Source organism: Streptomyces yamdrokensis, assembly GCF_053890455.1.
Genome location: NZ_CM132679.1, coordinates 4,121,576 through 4,138,345 on the forward strand (window position 1 = coordinate 4,121,576; position 16,770 = coordinate 4,138,345).

Annotated in this window: 14 protein-coding genes and 1 pseudogene; 9 read left to right on the forward strand and 6 right to left on the reverse strand. The window is 72.3% G+C overall.

From position 1 onward, the window contains the following. Window positions 1–29: 29 nt before the first annotated feature. Together ACWZEH_RS18310 and ACWZEH_RS18315 are read left to right on the forward strand one after the other, a co-directional pair. Window positions 30–689 (forward strand): response regulator, encoded by a 660-nt coding sequence (locus tag ACWZEH_RS18310; protein ID WP_456199669.1) that lies wholly within the window; start codon window positions 30–32, stop codon window positions 687–689. A gap of 97 nt (window positions 690–786) precedes the next feature. Next, window positions 787–2,007, forward strand: coding sequence for a cytochrome P450 (locus tag ACWZEH_RS18315; RefSeq protein ID WP_456192260.1), 1,221 nt, complete (start codon window positions 787–789; stop codon window positions 2,005–2,007). A gap of 63 nt (window positions 2,008–2,070) precedes the next feature. Here ACWZEH_RS18315 and ACWZEH_RS18320 read toward each other — a convergent pair whose 3' ends face one another. Both ACWZEH_RS18320 and ACWZEH_RS18325 read right to left on the reverse strand, forming a co-directional pair. After that, window positions 2,071–3,732 carry an ABC transporter permease gene (locus ACWZEH_RS18320; protein ID WP_456192261.1) on the reverse strand — a complete coding sequence of 554 codons (1,662 nt, stop codon included), beginning with the start codon at window positions 3,730–3,732 and terminating at the stop codon, window positions 2,071–2,073. Next, on the reverse strand, window positions 3,729–4,751 hold the full coding sequence (locus ACWZEH_RS18325) for an ABC transporter ATP-binding protein (RefSeq protein ID WP_456192262.1): 1,023 nt from the start codon (window positions 4,749–4,751) through the stop codon (window positions 3,729–3,731). Before ACWZEH_RS18325 ends, ACWZEH_RS18320 begins: the two co-directional genes overlap by 4 nt. A gap of 162 nt (window positions 4,752–4,913) precedes the next feature. Between ACWZEH_RS18325 and ACWZEH_RS18330 the strand changes: the two genes are divergently transcribed. Together ACWZEH_RS18330 and ACWZEH_RS18335 are read left to right on the forward strand one after the other, a co-directional pair. Continuing rightward, window positions 4,914–5,417, forward strand: coding sequence for a GbsR/MarR family transcriptional regulator (locus ACWZEH_RS18330; protein ID WP_456192263.1), 504 nt, complete (start codon window positions 4,914–4,916; stop codon window positions 5,415–5,417). Window positions 5,418–5,669: 252 nt separating this feature from the next. Then, window positions 5,670–6,258 (forward strand): annotated as a pseudogene (locus ACWZEH_RS18335) (Uma2 family endonuclease). Between the two features lie 13 nt (window positions 6,259–6,271). Here the strand turns inward: ACWZEH_RS18335 and ACWZEH_RS18340 are convergent. Next, window positions 6,272–7,159: a diacylglycerol kinase family protein gene (locus tag ACWZEH_RS18340; RefSeq protein WP_456192264.1), complete on the reverse strand. Its 888-nt coding sequence runs from the start codon at window positions 7,157–7,159 to the stop codon at window positions 6,272–6,274. A gap of 186 nt (window positions 7,160–7,345) precedes the next feature. On the opposite strand from ACWZEH_RS18340, the gene ACWZEH_RS18345 reads away from it, so the two are divergent. Beyond that, window positions 7,346–8,629, forward strand: coding sequence for an adenylosuccinate synthase (locus ACWZEH_RS18345; RefSeq protein ID WP_456192265.1), 1,284 nt, complete (start codon window positions 7,346–7,348; stop codon window positions 8,627–8,629). Between the two features lie 110 nt (window positions 8,630–8,739). On the opposite strand, the gene ACWZEH_RS18350 is transcribed toward ACWZEH_RS18345, so the two are convergent. The 3 genes from ACWZEH_RS18350 to ACWZEH_RS18360 all read right to left on the reverse strand — a co-directional run bounded on the left by ACWZEH_RS18350 (window position 8,740) and on the right by ACWZEH_RS18360 (window position 11,778). After that, on the reverse strand, window positions 8,740–9,390 hold the full coding sequence (locus ACWZEH_RS18350; RefSeq protein ID WP_456192266.1) for a hypothetical protein: 651 nt from the start codon (window positions 9,388–9,390) through the stop codon (window positions 8,740–8,742). A 185-nt stretch (window positions 9,391–9,575) separates the two neighbouring features. Then, window positions 9,576–10,283, reverse strand: a complete 708-nt coding sequence (locus tag ACWZEH_RS18355; protein WP_456192267.1) for a GntR family transcriptional regulator — start codon at window positions 10,281–10,283, stop codon at window positions 9,576–9,578. 139 nt (window positions 10,284–10,422) lie between these two features. After that, window positions 10,423–11,778 carry an aspartate aminotransferase family protein gene (locus tag ACWZEH_RS18360; RefSeq protein WP_456192268.1) on the reverse strand — a complete coding sequence of 452 codons (1,356 nt, stop codon included), beginning with the start codon at window positions 11,776–11,778 and terminating at the stop codon, window positions 10,423–10,425. 162 nt (window positions 11,779–11,940) lie between these two features. Here ACWZEH_RS18360 and ACWZEH_RS18365 point away from each other — a divergent pair, with 162 nt between their 5' ends. The 4 genes from ACWZEH_RS18365 to ACWZEH_RS18380 all read left to right on the forward strand — a co-directional run bounded on the left by ACWZEH_RS18365 (window position 11,941) and on the right by ACWZEH_RS18380 (window position 16,750). Further along, window positions 11,941–12,546: a type 1 glutamine amidotransferase family protein gene (locus ACWZEH_RS18365; protein ID WP_456192269.1), complete on the forward strand. Its 606-nt coding sequence runs from the start codon at window positions 11,941–11,943 to the stop codon at window positions 12,544–12,546. After that, window positions 12,543–13,034: a MarR family winged helix-turn-helix transcriptional regulator gene (locus ACWZEH_RS18370; protein ID WP_456192270.1), complete on the forward strand. Its 492-nt coding sequence runs from the start codon at window positions 12,543–12,545 to the stop codon at window positions 13,032–13,034. Before ACWZEH_RS18365 ends, ACWZEH_RS18370 begins: the two co-directional genes overlap by 4 nt. Before the next feature lie 77 nt (window positions 13,035–13,111). After that, entirely contained in the window at window positions 13,112–15,055 is a 1,944-nt protein-coding gene (locus ACWZEH_RS18375) for a serine/threonine-protein kinase (protein WP_456192271.1), read from the forward strand. Window positions 15,056–15,250: 195 nt separating this feature from the next. Beyond that, complete coding sequence (locus ACWZEH_RS18380) at window positions 15,251–16,750, forward strand: substrate-binding domain-containing protein (protein WP_456199671.1); 1,500 nt, start codon at window positions 15,251–15,253, stop codon at window positions 16,748–16,750. The last annotated feature ends 20 nt before the right edge of the window (window positions 16,751–16,770 follow it).

Below are 16,770 nucleotides of genomic sequence, written 5' to 3' on the forward strand. Positions count from 1 at the left end.
CAGGACTCGGGACCAGCGACGAGGACAACATCCGCGTCCTCGTCGCGGACGACCAGATGATGGTGCGCGAGGGCTTCTCGGTCCTGCTGAACGCGATGCCGGGCATCGAGGTCGTCGGCGAGGCCGTCAACGGCCGGCAGGCGGTGCGGCGGGTCCGTGAACTCGCCCCCGACGTCGTGCTGATGGACATCCGCATGCCCGAGATGAACGGCATCGAGGCGACCCGCGAGATCATCGCCGCCGACGGTGCCGCGAAGGTGCTGGTGCTGACCACCTTCGACCTCGACGAGTACGTCTACCAGGCGCTGCGCGCGGGCGCCTCCGGCTTCCTCCTCAAGGACGCCTCGGCCCGCCGCCTCGCCGACGGGGTACGGGTGGTCGCGGCCGGCGACGCGCTGCTCGCCCCCTCGGTGACCCGGCGGCTGATCACCGAGTTCTCCAAGCTGTCCGAGACCCCGCGCCTGATGCCGTCCGCACACGCGGCGTACGGCGACCTGACCGAACGCGAGACGGAGGTCCTGGTGCTCATCGCACAGGGCCTGTCGAACGTGGAGATCGCCGGGCGTCTGGTGGTCGCCGAGTCGACGATCAAGACGCATGTGAGCCGCATCCTGGTGAAACTGGGCCTCCGCGACCGCACCCAGGCCGCGGTCTTCGCCTACGAGGCGCGGCTGGTGACCCCCGGGTGACCAGCCGGGTGGTCACCCGGGTGAGGTGACGGGCGGGGCACGGCCGGAGTGACGGACGTCTCTGGTCAGCGCGGGTCCGCCGGGCTACCGTCCGTCCATGGCACCTCCTGGCGACCTCGCGTTCGACCCGTGGGACCCGGCGTTCCTCGCCGACCCGTACCCCGCCTACGCCGAGCTGCGGGAACGCGGGCGGGTGCACTGGTTCGAGCCGACGAACCAGTGGCTGGTCCCGCACCACGCGGACGTCTCCGCGCTGCTGCGCGAGAGGCGTCTGGGACGGACGTACCAGCACCGTTTCACCCACGAGGAGTTCGGCCGGACCGCCCCGCCGCCCGAGCAGGAGCCGTTCCACACCCTCAACGACCACGGCATGCTCGACCTCGAGCCGCCGGACCACACCCGCATCCGGCGCCTGGTGTCGAAGGCGTTCACCCCGCGCACGGTGGAGCGCCTGAAGCCGTACGTTGAAGGACTGGCGGGGGACCTGGTGGCCGCGCTGGTCGACGCCGGCGGGGGTGACCTGCTGCGGGACGTCGCCGAACCGCTCCCGGTCGCGGTGATCGCCGAGATGCTGGGCATCCCCGAGTCCGACCGGGCCCCGCTGCGGCCCTGGTCGGCGGACATCTGCGGGATGTACGAGCTGAACCCGTCGCAGGTGACGGCGAAGCGGGCGGTGCGCGCCTCGGTCGAGTTCACCGAGTACCTGCGCGAGCTGATCGCGCACCGTCGCGCCCACCCCGGCGACGACCTGGTCTCGGGGCTGATCGCCGCCCACGACGAGGACGACGACCGCCTCACCGAGCAGGAGATGATCTCCACCTGCGTGCTCCTGCTGAACGCGGGCCACGAGGCGACGGTGAACTCCACGGTCAACGGCTGGGCGGCGCTGTTCCACAACCCCGGCCAGCTGGCCGCCCTCCGCGCGGACCACTCCCTGGTCCCCTCCGCCGTGGAGGAGCTGATGCGCTACGACACCCCGCTCCAGCTCTTCGAGCGCTGGGTCCTGGACGACATCGAGATCGACGGCACGGTGGTCCCCCGGGGCGCGGAGATCGCCATGCTCTTCGGCTCCGCCAACCACGACCCGGCCGTCTTCGCCGACCCCGCCCGCCTCGACCTCACCCGCGCGGACAACCCGCACATCTCCTTCAGTGCCGGTATCCACTACTGCATCGGGGCGCCCCTGGCCCGCATCGAACTCGCGGCGTCCATGAGGGCGCTGCTGGAGCGGGCCCCGGCCCTCGCCCCGGTGGAGGAACCGAAGCGCAAGCCGAACTTCGTGATCCGGGGGTTGGAGGGGCTGGCGGTCGAGGTCTGACCGCCGCAGGCCCGCGCCGGACGGGACCGCGGGACGGTTGCCTCGTCCCGCGGCCCCACCCGGCTACTTCGTCTCGAGGTCCCGCCGCCGGAAGCCCGCCAGGCCCAGCCACACCAGGCCGGCGGCGACGAGGGACAGCAGGAGCAGCGGGGTCCATTCCATGTCCGCGGCGGGGAGCCGGGGGACGTGGCCGAACGGGGAGAGGTTGTTCGTCCAGGCCGGGAACTGCAGGATCTGGCCGAGGTAGCCGACCACGAAGGCGTACACCGGCACGATCCAGGCCGCCGAACTCGCCCGCGGGAACCAGCCGAAGAGCACCACGGCCACGCCGACCGTGACCCACAGGGCGGGCGCGTACGCCACGGCCGCACCCACCAGGTCCGGCAACAGCCCGGCGTCGCCGGTCGAGGCCGCGCCCGCGATGCCGAAGCCGAGCCCGGCCAGCAGCAGCACGAGCGTACCGCCGCCCATGGCCACGGCCAGGTGGCCGCCGACCCAGCGGGTGCGCGAGAGGCCGGTGGCGAGGAGGGGTTCGGCGCGGCCCGCCGTCTCCTCGGAGCGGGGCCGCAGGGCCGCCATGACGACGTACACCGCCGCCACGACCGTGAGCACGACCATGACCATGGAGGCGAAGGACTCGACGACGCCTGCACCGCCGATGCGGTCCAGGGCCTCCTGGATCTCGTCGATGCCCTCCAGCATGTCCTCGGCGTCCCCGAGGATCGATCCGTACATCGCGCCCATCAGGAACAGGCCGGTGCCGAAGCCGATCAGCATGCCGCGGTGCAGGCGCAGGGCGAAGCCGACCGGTGTGGCGAGCGCGTCGGAGGCCGTGGGGCTGCCCGGCTTCCCCGGACGCAGGCCCGCGCCCACGTCCCGCCGGGTGGAGAGCACGAACCCCGCCGCCGCACACGCCGCCGCGAACATCAGGCAGAGCAGCAGCGGCCACCAGCGGTTGTCGACGTACGGGTAGCTGCGCTGCACCCAGCCGATCGGGGACAGCCAGGACAGGGCGCCGTTCTCGCCGCTGTCGCCGGCCGCGCGCAGTACGTAGGCGACGCCGATGACCGCGAGCGCCATGCCGGACGCGCCGCGCGTGTGCGCGGTGAACTGGACGGTGACCGCGGCGACGGCGGCGAAGACGAGGCCGACGGCGGCGTGGCCGAAACCGTAGAGCAGCGAGCCCGCGGTGTCGATGCCCTCCATCCCCAGGCCGGCCAGGCCGACGGCCAGCAACAGGGCCAGGGCGAGGTTGGCCAGGGCCGCGACGGACAGGGCGGCGGTGAGGTGGGCGTGGCGGCCCACGACGGTCGAGCGCACCAGTTCGGCGCGGCCGGTCTCCTCCTCGGCGCGGGTGTGCCGGGTGATGATCAGCACGCTCATGAGCCCGACGAGGACGGCCATGAAACCGAGCATCTGGTGGCTCAGTATGGAGCCGAAGCTGTCGTCGTCGAGGTAGTGGCGGGGGCCGGACATGGCGAGGCCGGCCGGGCTGTCCACGCTCCTGACGGCGTTGGCCCGGTCCTGCGGGTCGCTGTACAGCGTCCTGAAGCTGTTCGCCGTCATGAGGGTGCCGAGGAGCAGGGCCAGGATCCACACCGGGAGCCGGATCCGGTCCCGGCGCAGGGCGAAGCGGATCAGCGTCCGGGTCCCGGCCAGCGCGTTGCCGCCCGCGGCCGGCCCGGCGGGTGCCGGAGCCTCGGGGGCGGCGGTCGCGGTGGTCATCGCAGGTCTCCGTCCGTGCGCTGCCCGTTCGTACGCTGCCCGGTTGTCTCGTGCCCGTTCGTACCGTGCCCGTTCGTACCGTGCCCGTTCGTACCGTGTCCGTCCGTACCGTGTCCGTTGGCGGCGAGCTCGCTGCCGTAGTGGCGGAGCATCAGCTCCTCCAGGGTCGGCGGGTGGCTGACGAGACTGCGGATGCCGAACTCGGTGAGCTTGCGGACCGCTGCGCCGACCTGGCCGCCGTCGACGGCGAACCGGACCCGGCCGGTGGCCTCGTCGATGGTCCGCAGGTCGTGGACGCCGGGCAGCTCGTCGAGGCCGGTGGCGGGCCGCTCGGTCTCCACCTCGACGGTGGTGCGGGTCAGGTGGCGCAGCTCGCCGAGGGTGCCGGACTGGACGGTGCGCCCCAGCCGGATGATGCTCACGCGGTCGGCGAGCTTCTCCACCTGGGCCAGGATGTGGCTGGAGAGCAGGACGGTCCTGCCGGCCGTCTTGGCCTCGCCGATGACGTCCTGGAAGACGACCTCCATGAGCGGGTCCAGTCCCGCGGTCGGCTCGTCGAGCAGCAGCAGCTCGGCGTCGGAGGCGAGCGCGGCGACGATGGCGACCTTCTGCCGGTTGCCCTTGGAGTAGGCGCGGCCCTTCTTGGTCGGGTCCAGGTCGAAGCGCTCGACGAGCTCGGCGCGCCGCTTCCTGTCCAGGCCCCCGCGCAGCCGTGCCAGCAGGTCGATGGCTTCGCCGCCGGTGAGGTTCGGCCACAGTTCGACGTCGCCGGGGACGTAGGCGAGGCGGCGGTGGAGCTCCACGGCGTCCGCCCACGGATCGCGGCCGAGCACCCGGGCGGTGCCCGAGTCGGCACGCAGCAGACCGAGCAGGACGCGGATGGAGGTGGACTTGCCGGAGCCGTTCGGGCCCAGGAATCCGTGGACCTCGCCGGACTCGACCTCCAGGTCGAGACCGTCGAGTGCGTGGGTGCGGCCGAACGACTTGTGGAGTCCGGACACGGTGATGGCCTTCGTCATGTCCGGAACGTACGCTGGTTTCACAAATTTGTGAAGTTAAGGAAGTGTATAAATGCCGGGCTAGACTGGCCGACGTCGCTGAGCTGCGGATACGGGTACGGATACGGGCACGCGGAGGGGCGGACGGGACGCGTAAGGGCCGAGGGCGGAGATGGGCGGGTCATGACGGAGAAAGGGGCCGGGCGGCCCGAGCGGGACCCCGAGGCGGTCTCCCGGTTCGTCGAGCACTTCGCCGCGCAGCTGGTGGCGGCCGGAGTGCCGCGCATGCCGGCCAGGGTCTTCGCGGCCCTGCTGGTCTCGGACACCGGCGTCGGCACCTCCGCCGAACTGGGGGAGATGCTGCGGATCTCGCCCGCCGCGGTCTCCGGGGCGGTGCGCTACCTCGACCAGCAGCACCTGGTCTCCCGCGAGCGGGAGCCCGGCTCTCGCCGTGAGCGCTACCGGGTGCGCGGCGACCAGTGGTACGAGGCCCTCACCAGCCGCGAGGCCGTCCTCCGGCGCTGGCAGGACGCACTGCGCGAGGGCGTCGCCAGCGTGGGCCCCGACACCCCGGCGGGCCTCCGGCTGGCGGAGACGCTGGCCTTCTTCGAGTTCGCCGAGAAGGAGATCGAGACGCTCATGGACCGCTGGCGCGCCCACCGGGACGAGACCTTCGGTCGGGGGTGAGGGGCGATCCCCGAAGCCGGTCGGGCGTCCGTGAGCGGTCCGCTGCGCCAAGGGGGTCCTTGCACTATGCCCGCCCGGGTCGCGCGGCCCGGCACCGCACCTCGCCGCGTTGCCGAAAAGCCCTGGTAGCTCCGCTACAAGGGCTCTCCGGCGCCTTGCGACGCACGGCACCGGACCACGCGACCTCATCGGGCGCTCATAGTGCAAGGACCCCCAAGTCATGGCTGGTCCGTTTCAAGGGGAGGGCGCATCATGACAGTCATGGCAGAGCGACCGACGACAAGCGGCACCGAGCCCGACGGCTTCGAGGACCTGCTGGGCGTCCTCGACGAGCTGGACGTGCCCGACGGCTACAAGGCCGAGATCGTCAGGGGGAACATCGTCGTGTCGCCGTGGTCCAAGGGGTACTGCCACCGTGTGATGCACCTGGTGTGCGGGCAGCTGGAGCCGCATCTTCCCGCAGGGCACTCCATCAGTTACGGCCCGTTCCTGCATGTCTTTCCGGGGACGGCGCGCGTACGGACCGGATATCCATGCCGCACCCGAACGTGTCTTCGAGACGACCAGTAGCCATCTGGATGGCGAAGCCCTTTCCTTCGTCGCCGAACCGACCTCCACCTCCACCCGGGACGACGACCTGACCGACAAGGTCGAGACGTACGGGAAGGCGGGCGTCCCCGTCCACCTGCTCCTCGACATGCAGGAGGAGCAGGCCACGGTTTTCTGGACGCCCTCGGCCAAGGGGTACGAGTCACGGTGCACCCGGCCGTTCGGCGAGCAGTTGCTCATGCCCGGCCCGTTCGACTGCAAGCTGGACACGACCGGGTTCACAGCCCCCTGACGTGCCGTCGCGGCTACGGTGCCGGCAGCGTCAGCCCCCAGGCGTCCTCCCGGGCCACCCACGTCCGGGTGCCCACCGGCCCCGATACGACCGCGTCCGCCCGATAGCGGAAGTGCGCTCCCGACACCGTCACCGTGCGCCCCTCGGCGAGCAGCGGCGACGCGTCCGCGCCGACGGACACCGGCCGCACCTCGACCCGGGCGATCCCGCCGGGGCCGGGGACGACGGAGACGGACTCCACAGGCTGGCGCAGGTCGACGAGTGTCACCCCGTCGACCTCCACCCGCAGCCGCACCGGTCCGCCCTCGGGGGCGGGGGCGACCCGGGACGGCCGGGCCGGCACCAGGGTCCGCACCAGGGACCGGCAGGTCCGCAACCACGGATGCTGCCCCGCTCCGGTGTCCCCGTCATCGTCCTCGGCCGCTTCGGCGTCCTCGTTCCGCCCCTGCGCGGCACCGGCGGGCGGAATCCGTACCGCGCCGAGCACCACGCCGTCGCTGTCGTCCACCAGCAGGTTCATCCGCCGCTCGGTGCCCTCCAGCACGGCGCGCGACGCGGCCACCGCCCCCGTGGGCACCCCCAGCGACCGGGCGAGCGACAGCGCGCCCCCGACCGGCACCAGGGCCAGCGCGCAGCCGGTCAGCTCCCGCTGCCGGTGCAGCAGCCCCACCGCCCGGATCAGGGCCCGGTCGTCGCCGACCAGCACCGGGCGCCTCGAGCCCCGCCGGGCGAGGGCGCGGGCGAATTCCTCCGGCCCGTCCGGCAGGCACACCTTCGTCGTCGCACCCCCGCTGAGCACGTCTTTCGCGATGCGTACGGACTCACCGTCCCTGCGGCGGGCGACCGGATCGATGACCACCAGGAGCTGATCGGACGTCGGGGAAGTCGCCACCTCGGCCATGCCTCGCTTCCTCGGGTAGCATCTTTGTGCAAGAGCCCCTTGCGCTGTTGCGCAGGGGCTTCGTCTATTCCGGGGCATCCGGTCCGACGGTTGGCGGCCAACGGTGGTCGCGGTGTGTGCGCGGCGGAGATCCTCCGCGTACGCCCCTGACCCTGGACATGCCCCGCCCGGAAGGGGTGTACGCGCGTGCCCGCACTTGTGCTGCTCGGTGCTCAGTGGGGTGACGAAGGCAAGGGAAAGGCGACGGACCTGCTCGGCGGATCCGTCGACTACGTGGTGCGTTACCAAGGCGGTAACAACGCCGGTCACACGGTGGTCGTGGGCGACCAGAAGTACGCCCTCCACCTGCTCCCTTCCGGAATCCTGTCCCCCGGTTGCACTCCGGTCATCGGCAACGGCGTCGTCGTCGACCCCTCCGTCCTGTTCTCCGAGCTGAGCGGGCTGAACGAGCGGGGCGTCGACACGTCCAAGCTCCTGATCAGCGGCAACGCGCACATCATCACGCCGTACAACGTGACCGTCGACAAGGTGACGGAGCGTTTCCTCGGCAAGCGCAAGATCGGCACCACCGGCCGCGGCATCGGCCCGACCTACGCCGACAAGATCAACCGCGTCGGCATCCGGGTCCAGGACCTCTACGACGAGTCGATCCTCACCCAGAAGGTCGAGGCGGCCCTCGACGCCAAGAACCAGATGCTCACCAAGCTCTACAACCGGCGCGCGATCGCCGTCGAGCAGGTGGTCGAGGAACTGCTGGGCTACGCCGACAAGCTGGCGCCCTACGTCGCCGACACCGTCCTGGTCCTCAACCAGGCGCTGGAGCAGGACAAGGTGGTCCTCTTCGAGGGCGGCCAGGGCACCCTGCTCGACATCGACCACGGCACGTACCCCTTCGTCACCTCGTCGAACCCGACCGCGGGCGGCGCCTGCACGGGCTCCGGCGTGGGCCCGACGAAGATCAGCCGGGTCATCGGCATCCTCAAGGCGTACACGACCCGCGTCGGCGCCGGCCCGTTCCCGACGGAGCTGTTCGACGAGGACGGCGAGGCGCTGCGCCGCATCGGCGGCGAGCGGGGCGTCACCACCGGCCGCGACCGCCGCTGCGGCTGGTTCGACGCGGTCATCGCCCGCTACGCGACCCGCGTGAACGGCCTGACTGACTTCTTCCTCACCAAGCTCGACGTCCTCACCGGCTGGGAGCAGATCCCGGTCTGCGTGGCCTACGAGATCGACGGCAGGCGCGTCGAGGAACTCCCCTACTCCCAGTCGGACTTCCACCACGCGAAGCCGGTCTACGAGATGCTCCCGGGCTGGTCCGAGGACATCACCGGCGCGAAGTCCTTCTCCGACCTGCCGAAGAACGCCCAGGCGTACGTCAAGGCCCTGGAGGAGATGTCCGGCGCCCCGATCTCCGCGATCGGCGTGGGACCGGGCCGCGACGAGACGATCCAGATCAACTCGTTCCTGTAGTCCGGCCCCGCGGCACCCCCGCCGCGCCCCGCCGCACCGACGTCCCGGTGGCCCGTCCAGGGTCACCGGGACGTTCTCGCGTCCGGGGTGAACCGGCCGCCGTCCCGGGCTCAGCTGAAGACGATCATCGAGCCCTGGGCCAGGCTGCGGGTGGCCGCCGCGTGCAGGCCGAGCCAGACGTGGCGTTCGCGGGCGAAGGGGCTGGGGTCGTACGGGGCGGGGCCGGCGGGTTCCTCCAGCTCGGTCGGCCCCGGCGGGGGCTCCGGCGCGGCCGGGGGGTTCGCCGGGTCGATGCCGAGGGCCGGGGCGACGACCTCCAGTTCCCGCAGCAGCGCGTGGGAGGAGCCCAGTGGGCCGCCGCCGGCGAGGAGTTCGTCGTCGGAGAGCGGGTGCGGGAAGTCCACGGGGACGTAGGCCCCGGCGTGGTCGTAGTGCCAGACCAGGTGCGACTGCCGGGCCGTCGTCTCGAACATCTCCAGCAACTGCTCGTAGTCGCCGCCCAGCTCGCCCACCGGGGTGACCGGCAGCCCGCACACCTGGAGCAGGTAGGTGCGCCGCAGGAAGTGCAGCGCGTCGTAGTCGAAGCCCGCGACCGGGGCGACCTCGCCGGACAGACCCGGCATGTACTGGTACACCGGCACCGGCGGCAGCCCGGCCTCGGCGAGCACCTTGTTGTACTGCGCGAGTTCCTCGGCGAACGGATTGTCGGGGGTGTGGCACAACACGTCGACGAGCGGTACCAGCCACAGGTCACAGGCCAAAGAGGGCTCCTCGCATAGCACGTCCCCCGCATCCGGTACGTCCACTGCGTCCGGTGCGGCGGTCAGGGAAGGGTATCGGCGCGGCGCGAGGGTGGCTCCCCTCGTGCAGGTCCTCTACCCATACGAACACAGACGACGCGGGACCCGGCCCCCGGGCTCCGCCTCGCCGCACGCACCCCGGCCGTTCAGTCCGCGGGGGGCTGTTCGACGAGGGCGAGGGAGTGGGCGTCGTACGACGCGACGACCGCGCGGGCGGAGTCGGTGTCACGGCGCACCAGCGCGTCGACCAGATCGGTGTGTTCGCACCACAGCCGCCCCCGCAGATCGGGCAGCCGCCGCAGATGCTGCACCACGCACACCCAGGTCCGGACGCGGAGCCGGTGCAGGAAGGCGGTGAGGTGGGGGTTGCCGAACAGGGCCCCGAGCTCGCGCCAGAAGCGCAGGTCGTAGCCGATCAGTACGGTGAGCTCCCCGGCGAGGGCCGAACGCTGGGCCTCCTCGCCGCGCCGCCGGACCCCGGCGAGCGCGGCGGCGACCCGCGGTTCCTCCGGGCGGAGGTGCGCCAGGCGGCCGTCGGCGTCGGTCAGGGCCCGGAACATCCCGTCGATCACCAGCGTGCGGGCCTCGATCATGCCGCGGAAGTCGTCGACGGAGTACTCGTGCACCCGGAACCCCCGGTGCTGGTCGGCGTCGAGCAGTCCCTGCGCCGACAGGTCGACCAGTGCCTCCCGTACGGGGGTCGCGGACACCCCGTACTGGTCGGCGATCTCCTTGACGGTGAACTCCTGCCCCGGCTCCATCCGTCCGGCCAGCACCTCGTCACGGAGCGCGTCGGCGATCTGCTGCCGCAGCGTGCTGCGCGTCACCGCGCCGTTGCCGCTGATGCCGGGCATGGCCGGGGGTCTCCCTCGTCGCGTTCTCGTGCGTTCTCGTGCGTTCTCGTCGCGTGACCGTGCGGCGCGTCCGTCCACGGTCACGCCACTTTACGCGTTCGAGTGACCCGAGTCTGTTCGATTTCCCGGGGTGCCCGGGTCACTCCACGAAGTCGTCCGCCGCCGACAGCGCCGAGTCCAGCGCGGCCAGGCCCTCCTTCAGCTCGGCCTCGCTCACGGTGCACGGCGGGACGACGTGGGTGCGGTTCATGTTCACGAAGGGCCACAGCCCGTTCGCCTTCGCGGCGGCGGCGAAGGCGGCCATGGGGGCGTTCGCCTCGCCGGCCGCGTTGTAGGGGACCAGCGGCTCCCGGGTCTCCCGGTTCCGCACCAGTTCCAGCGCCCAGAACATGCCGACCCCGCGGACCTCGCCCACACTCGGGTGCCGCCGCGCCAGCTCGCGCAGCGCCGGCCCGACGACGGACTCCCCGAGCAGCGCCGCGTTCTCGACGACGCCCTCCTCGGCCATGGCGTCGATCGTCGCGACGGCCGCGGCGCAGGCCAGCGGATGCCCGGAGTAGGTGAGCCCGCCCGGGTACGGCCGCTTCCCGAACGTGTCCGCGATCGCGCCGGAGATCGCGACGCCGCCGAGCGGCACGTACCCGGAGTTCACGCCCTTCGCGAAGGTCATCAGGTCCGGCACGACGTCGTAGAGGTCCGCCGCGAACCAGGTGCCGGTCCGGCCGAACCCGGCCATCACCTCGTCCAGCACGAAGACGATCCCGTGCCGGTCGCACAGCTCCCGCACCCCGGCGAGGTAACCGGGCGGGGGCGGCATGACGCCCGCCGTCCCCGGGATGGTCTCCAGGACGATCGCCGCGATCGTCGACGGCCCCTCGAAGGCGATCGTCGTCTCCAGGTGCTCGAGCGCCCGCGCGCACTCCTGTTCCTGGCTCTGCGCGTAGAAGCGGGAGCGGTACAGGAAAGGCGCCCAGAAGTGCACGACCCCGGCCGTGCCACTGTCGGAGGCCCAGCGGCGCGGGTCGCCGGTGAGGTTCACGGCCTGCTGGGTGCCGCCGTGGTACGAGCGGTACGCGGAGAGCACCTTGGGCCGCCCGGTGTGCAGCCGCGCCATGCGCAGGGCGTGCTCGACGGCGTCCGCGCCCCCGTTGGTGAAGAAGACCTTGTCCAGGTCGCCCGGCGTCCGCTCGGCGATCAGCCGCGCCGCCTTCGACCGCGCCTCGACGGCGAAAGCGGGCGCGAACGTCGTCATCCGTCCGGCCTGCTCCTGGATCGCGGCGACGACCTTGGGGTGCTGGTAGCCGATGTTGGTGAAGACGAGCCCGCTGGTGAAGTCGAGGTAGCGCCGGCCCTCGTAGTCCCAGAAGTACGACCCCTGGGCCCCGGCGACGGCGAGCGGGTCGATCAGCTCCTGCGCGGACCAGGAGTGGAAGACGTGGGCGCGGTCGGCGGCCTTCACGGTGGCCCCGGCCTCGGCGTTCGGCTGAGCAGTCATACGGGCGAGCGTAAGCCGCACCTCCGGTTGTTTGACAGCATGCTGCATTCGTGTCACCATGCTGTCAAATGGTGTTCGTTGGTATGCGGCCGACATTCAGCGGCGTCCGCCGGCATCCATCGGTACCCGTCGGTATCCATCGGCGCACTCCAGGGAGCGGTCATGCCCAGTAAGCCCGTCCATCTCGCCGTCTACGACACCTTCGCCGACTGGGAGACCGGTCACGCCACCGCGCACCTCGCCCTCGCCGGGTACGAGGTCCGTACCGTCGCCCCCACCGGGGCGCCCGTCACCAGCATCGGCGGGCTGCGCGTACTGCCCGACCTGGCGCTCGACGAGCTGCGGCCCGAGGACAGCGCGCTGCTGATCCTCACCGGCGCCGGCCTCTGGGACGAGGGCGACGACCTCGCCCCCTTCGCCCGCACCGCCCGCGCCTTCCTCGACGCCGGTGTGCCCGTCGCCGCCATCTGCGGCGCCACCGCCGGACTCGCCCGCGAGGGCCTGCTCGACGAGCGGGCGCACACCGGCGCCGCCTCCTTCCACCTGGCCGCGACCGGTTACGCGGGCGGAGAGCGGTATGCCGAGGCCGACGCCGTCACCGACGGCAGACTGGTCACCGCCGGCCCCACCGAGCCCGTCGCCTTCGCCCGCGAGATCTTCCGGCTGCTCGGCGCCTACGACGAACCGGCGACCGACGCCTGGTACCGGCTCTTCCACGACTCCGACCCCCAGGCGTACGCCGAGTTCGAGGAGGCCCTGGGGCGGTGAGCAGGGAACAGCAGGAACTGCTCAGCCGCGGTGCGCTCGCCGCCTTCCGGCTGAACGGCGAGTTCCTCGCGGCCGCCGAGGAACTGGCCAGGCCCGCCGGACTCACCGCCGCCTGGTGGCAGGTGCTCGGTGCGGTCCTCCGCGAACCCCTGCCGGTCTCCGGCGTCGCCCGCGTCATGGGCATCACCCGGCAGAGCGTGCAGCGCATCGCCGACCTGCTGGTCGATCGCGGTCTCGCCGAGTACCGGCCCAACCCGGTGCACCGCCGCGCCAAGCTCCTCGCCGCCACCGAGCGGGGGTACGCGGCCGTCGCGGAGATCGGCCCCGGCCACGCGGCCTTCGCGAAACGGCTCGCGGAGGCGTTCGGCGAGGCCGAACTCGCACAGGCGGTCCAGACGATGGAACGCCTGTGCGCCGTGCTCGACGACCTCGGCCCGCCTGGGTCGCCCGGAGTGTCACCCGTTGTGCGGCCTGTTACGCAACCGTAGACAATGCCCAGCTCACCCCGGACCCTGCCCGGTTTATCCTCGGGCTGTTGCTCACGGCGGGGGAAGGCGGCAGAGCGATGGAGAAGCACGGACCGGGGGACGCGGCGGGGGACCAGGGCGCTCGGCACCCGGGCAGGATCGGCGCGTACCGGCTGCTCGCGCGGCTCGGCGCCGGCGGTATGGGCGAGGTCTACCTCGCCCGTTCCGACCGGGGACGCACCGTCGCCGTCAAGCTGGTGCGCGAGGAGCTGGCCCGGCAGGAGGAGTTCCGGGCCCGGTTCCGCCAGGAGGTGCAGAACGCCCGGCAGGTCGGCGGCGACTGGACCGCGCCGGTGCTGGACGCGGACACCGAGGCCCCGGTGCCCTGGGTCGCCACCGGGTACGTCGCCGGGCCCAGCCTCCAGCAGGTCGTCGGACACGACCACGGCGCGCTGCCCGAGCGTTCGGTGCGCATCCTCGCCGCCGGTCTCGCGCACGCGCTGAAGGACATCCACGCCGCCGGCATCGTGCACCGCGACCTCAAGCCGTCCAACGTGCTCGTCACCATCGACGGTCCGCGCGTCATCGACTTCGGGATCGCGCGGGCCCTGGAGACCGTGACCGACGGCGGCCTCACCCGGACCGGGGCGCTGGTCGGCTCGCCCGGGTTCATGGCGCCGGAGCAGGTGCGCGGCGACCGCATCACCCCCGCCTGCGACGTCTTCTGCCTCGGCTCGGTGCTCGCCTACGCCGCCACCGGCAAGCTGCCCTTCGGCACCGCCAACAGCGGGGTGCACGCCCTGATGTTCCGCATCGCCGAGGAGGAACCCGACCTCGGCCGGATCCCCGAGAGCTTCGCCGACCTGGTGAAGGACTGCCTCAGGAAGGACCCCGCCCAGCGGCCCACCCTCGACCAGATCCTGCTGCGCATCGGCGCCGAGGACACCGTCGCCGACGGCCGCTCCCGCGAGCCCTGGCTGCCGGGCGCCCTGGTCGCCCAGCTCGGCCGGCACGCCGTACGGCTCCTGGACGCGGAGGACCCCCAGGCGCCGCCGTCGGCGCCGGACGGCCCCGCCCCCGCCGCCACCCCCGAACACGCCCCCGCCGCCGACGACTCCGCGCCGCCCGCGCCGGGCGCGCCGGGCGCGCCGGGTGACGGTGCGGCGGTGAACCACCTGCCCACCCTGGTCACCGGCCCGAACGGCCCCGCCGCGCCCCCCGCCCCGGGCGTCCCGGCGGCCGGACAGCCTCCCGTCACGTACGGTCACCCCCAGCAGTACGCCCAGCCGCACCCCCAGCCCCCCGGCTACGGCTACCCCTACAACGGCTACGGGGCCGCCGGCGCCACCCCTGCCTACGGCCCGCCGCCCTTCGGGGCCGCCGCCCCGCCGCCGTACGGCGGCCCGGCACAGTCCCCGCGCGACAACCGTTCCACCGTGCTGCTCGTCGTGATCGCGCTGGTCGTCGCGCTCGCCGCGGGCGGCACGGTGTACGCGCTGATGAGCGGCGGCGACGGCAACACCGTCGGCGGCAGCCCTTCGGGTACGCCGGACGAGGGCACGTCCCAGGGCACCGACGGCAGCAACCCGTCGCCCGACGGAAGGTCCTCGGCCGGGACGGACGCGGCGGGCGGTACCGCCGGGACGGATCAGCCGACCCCCTCACCGGCCGCCGACGGGACGGTCCCGGCCGGATACCTCGGCACGTGGTCGACGACCATCGACAACGCGAGCGGGCTGCACACCCGCACGCTGACCATCCGGCAGGGCGAGGCCGGTGACACGGTCATGTCCCTCGTCGCCGACGGCCCCACCGGGAACGGCACCTACCACTGCGTGTTCGAGGGCGACCTCGCCGGCGCCCCGGGCCCCGGAGGCCGGCTGGAGATCGGCCCGACCACCGTGACGGTCGGGCAGCCGCGCAGTGCCTGCACCCCGGGCGCCGCCACCGACATCACCCTCCTGCCCGACGGCACCCTCCAGCGCGTGAACACCGGCAACGGCGACCAGCTCACCTACACGCGGGTGGACACCGGGCACTGACCGACGGGAGCGGCACAACGCGCCAACCACGCACTCGCGCAACGCTGTTGAACGTTCGGCGAACTTCGCTCCACGAAGCTCGCCCGCCCCCTCCACGCGGCCGTACGGTGACCACTGCATCGAACGTGCGGCAGCGGGGGCGACGCAGTGGACGAGTGGCTGAGCGCGGAAAACCTGGTGGCGTTGGCGACGGCGATGCTCGGCATCGCCGCCTCGGGCGTCATGGTCTGGTACGAACGCCGGGTACCGCGCCGCAAACGCATCGGATACCGCGTGCAGTTGGAGAGTTCCATCGGCGACGACGCGCGGTCCGGCCGGACCAACCGCCGGCTCGGCCTGTTCGACGAGGCACCCGGCATGATCGACGCCACGCTGGTGCTGATCCGCATCGAGAACGACGGCTCGCAGAGCATCGACCGTGACGACTACACCGGTCCCGAACTCCACGGCTTGACAGCGATGTTCGGCAACCGCACCATCCTCGGCGTCTCGGTCACCCAGCCGTCGGACGCCGAGCACCTGATGGCCCACTTCACCGCGCCACGGGGCTTCGCCTACGAGGGAAACACCCTGCGCATCCCCCGCGTGCCACTCAACCACGGCGACTACTTCAAGCTGTTGGTGCTGCTCTCCGGCGGTGACGTCGGCGAGGAGATCCGGCTGACCGGCGGGCTGCGCGACGGCGAGGTGCACCCCAACCGCAGTGCCACCCCGGACGACAAGCCACCGCTGTTCAGCCGGGCCGCCCGCATGATCACCGTCATGCTCACGGTGAGCGTGCTGACGCTGGCGACGATCGTCGTCGTCCGGGACGACCACCGGGGCCCCATGGGCTGCGAGGGCGGCACCCTGACCCTCACCGGCTCGACGGCCTTCAAGTCCGTACTCCAGGAAGCGGCCGGGAAATACGAGCGGGACTGCGCGGACAGCGAACCCGACATCATCGTGGACCCACACGGATCCACAGCGGGGGTGAGGGAGTTGATGGCGGCCGGCCAGGAGGCGGGGAAGGGCTCGCCGCCGATGGTGGCACTGTCGGACGGCCGCAAGCCCGAGGGGCTCCCCGAACTGCGTGAGAACCGGGTGGCGGTGTCGCTCTTCAGCCTGGTGGCGCACCAGGACGTGGGGGTCGAGGACCTGTCCACGGCGGACGTACGGCGGTTGTACCGGGGCGAGATCACGAACTGGCGCGAACTCGGCGGAAACGATGTCGCCGTGCGCCTGGTCAGCCGGGACGCCGGCTCGGGCACGCGGCAGGTGTTGCAGCACCGGGTACTGGGCCGGGGCGAGATCGCCAACTCGTCCCTCGACTGCCGGACCGGGGACGACCCCACGGCGCCGGTGCTGCGCTGCGAACTCGACTCGACGGAACTGGTGTTGCGGACCGTCGCCGACCTCTCCGGCTCCATCGGGTACACCGAGTTCAACCGGGCCGCCGGCGCGAAGGACGTGGACCGGCTGAGCCTGGACGGCAACGCCCCGTCCGTCGACGCCCTGGAGCAGGGGGACTACTCCTACCCGTTCCGCGAGATCGAGTACGCCTACACGTACGGGCGGCCGCCGTCGAACTCACTGGCGTCGAGCTTCCTGACGTACCTCACCCGCGGCATCGGCCAGGACGTGATCCACACCCATGGCCACCTCCCGTGCCTGAATCCGGGAGTCCAGCGCCTGTGCGCCGATCCCGAACTCTGAGCCGCCCCGGCGCACCGGGG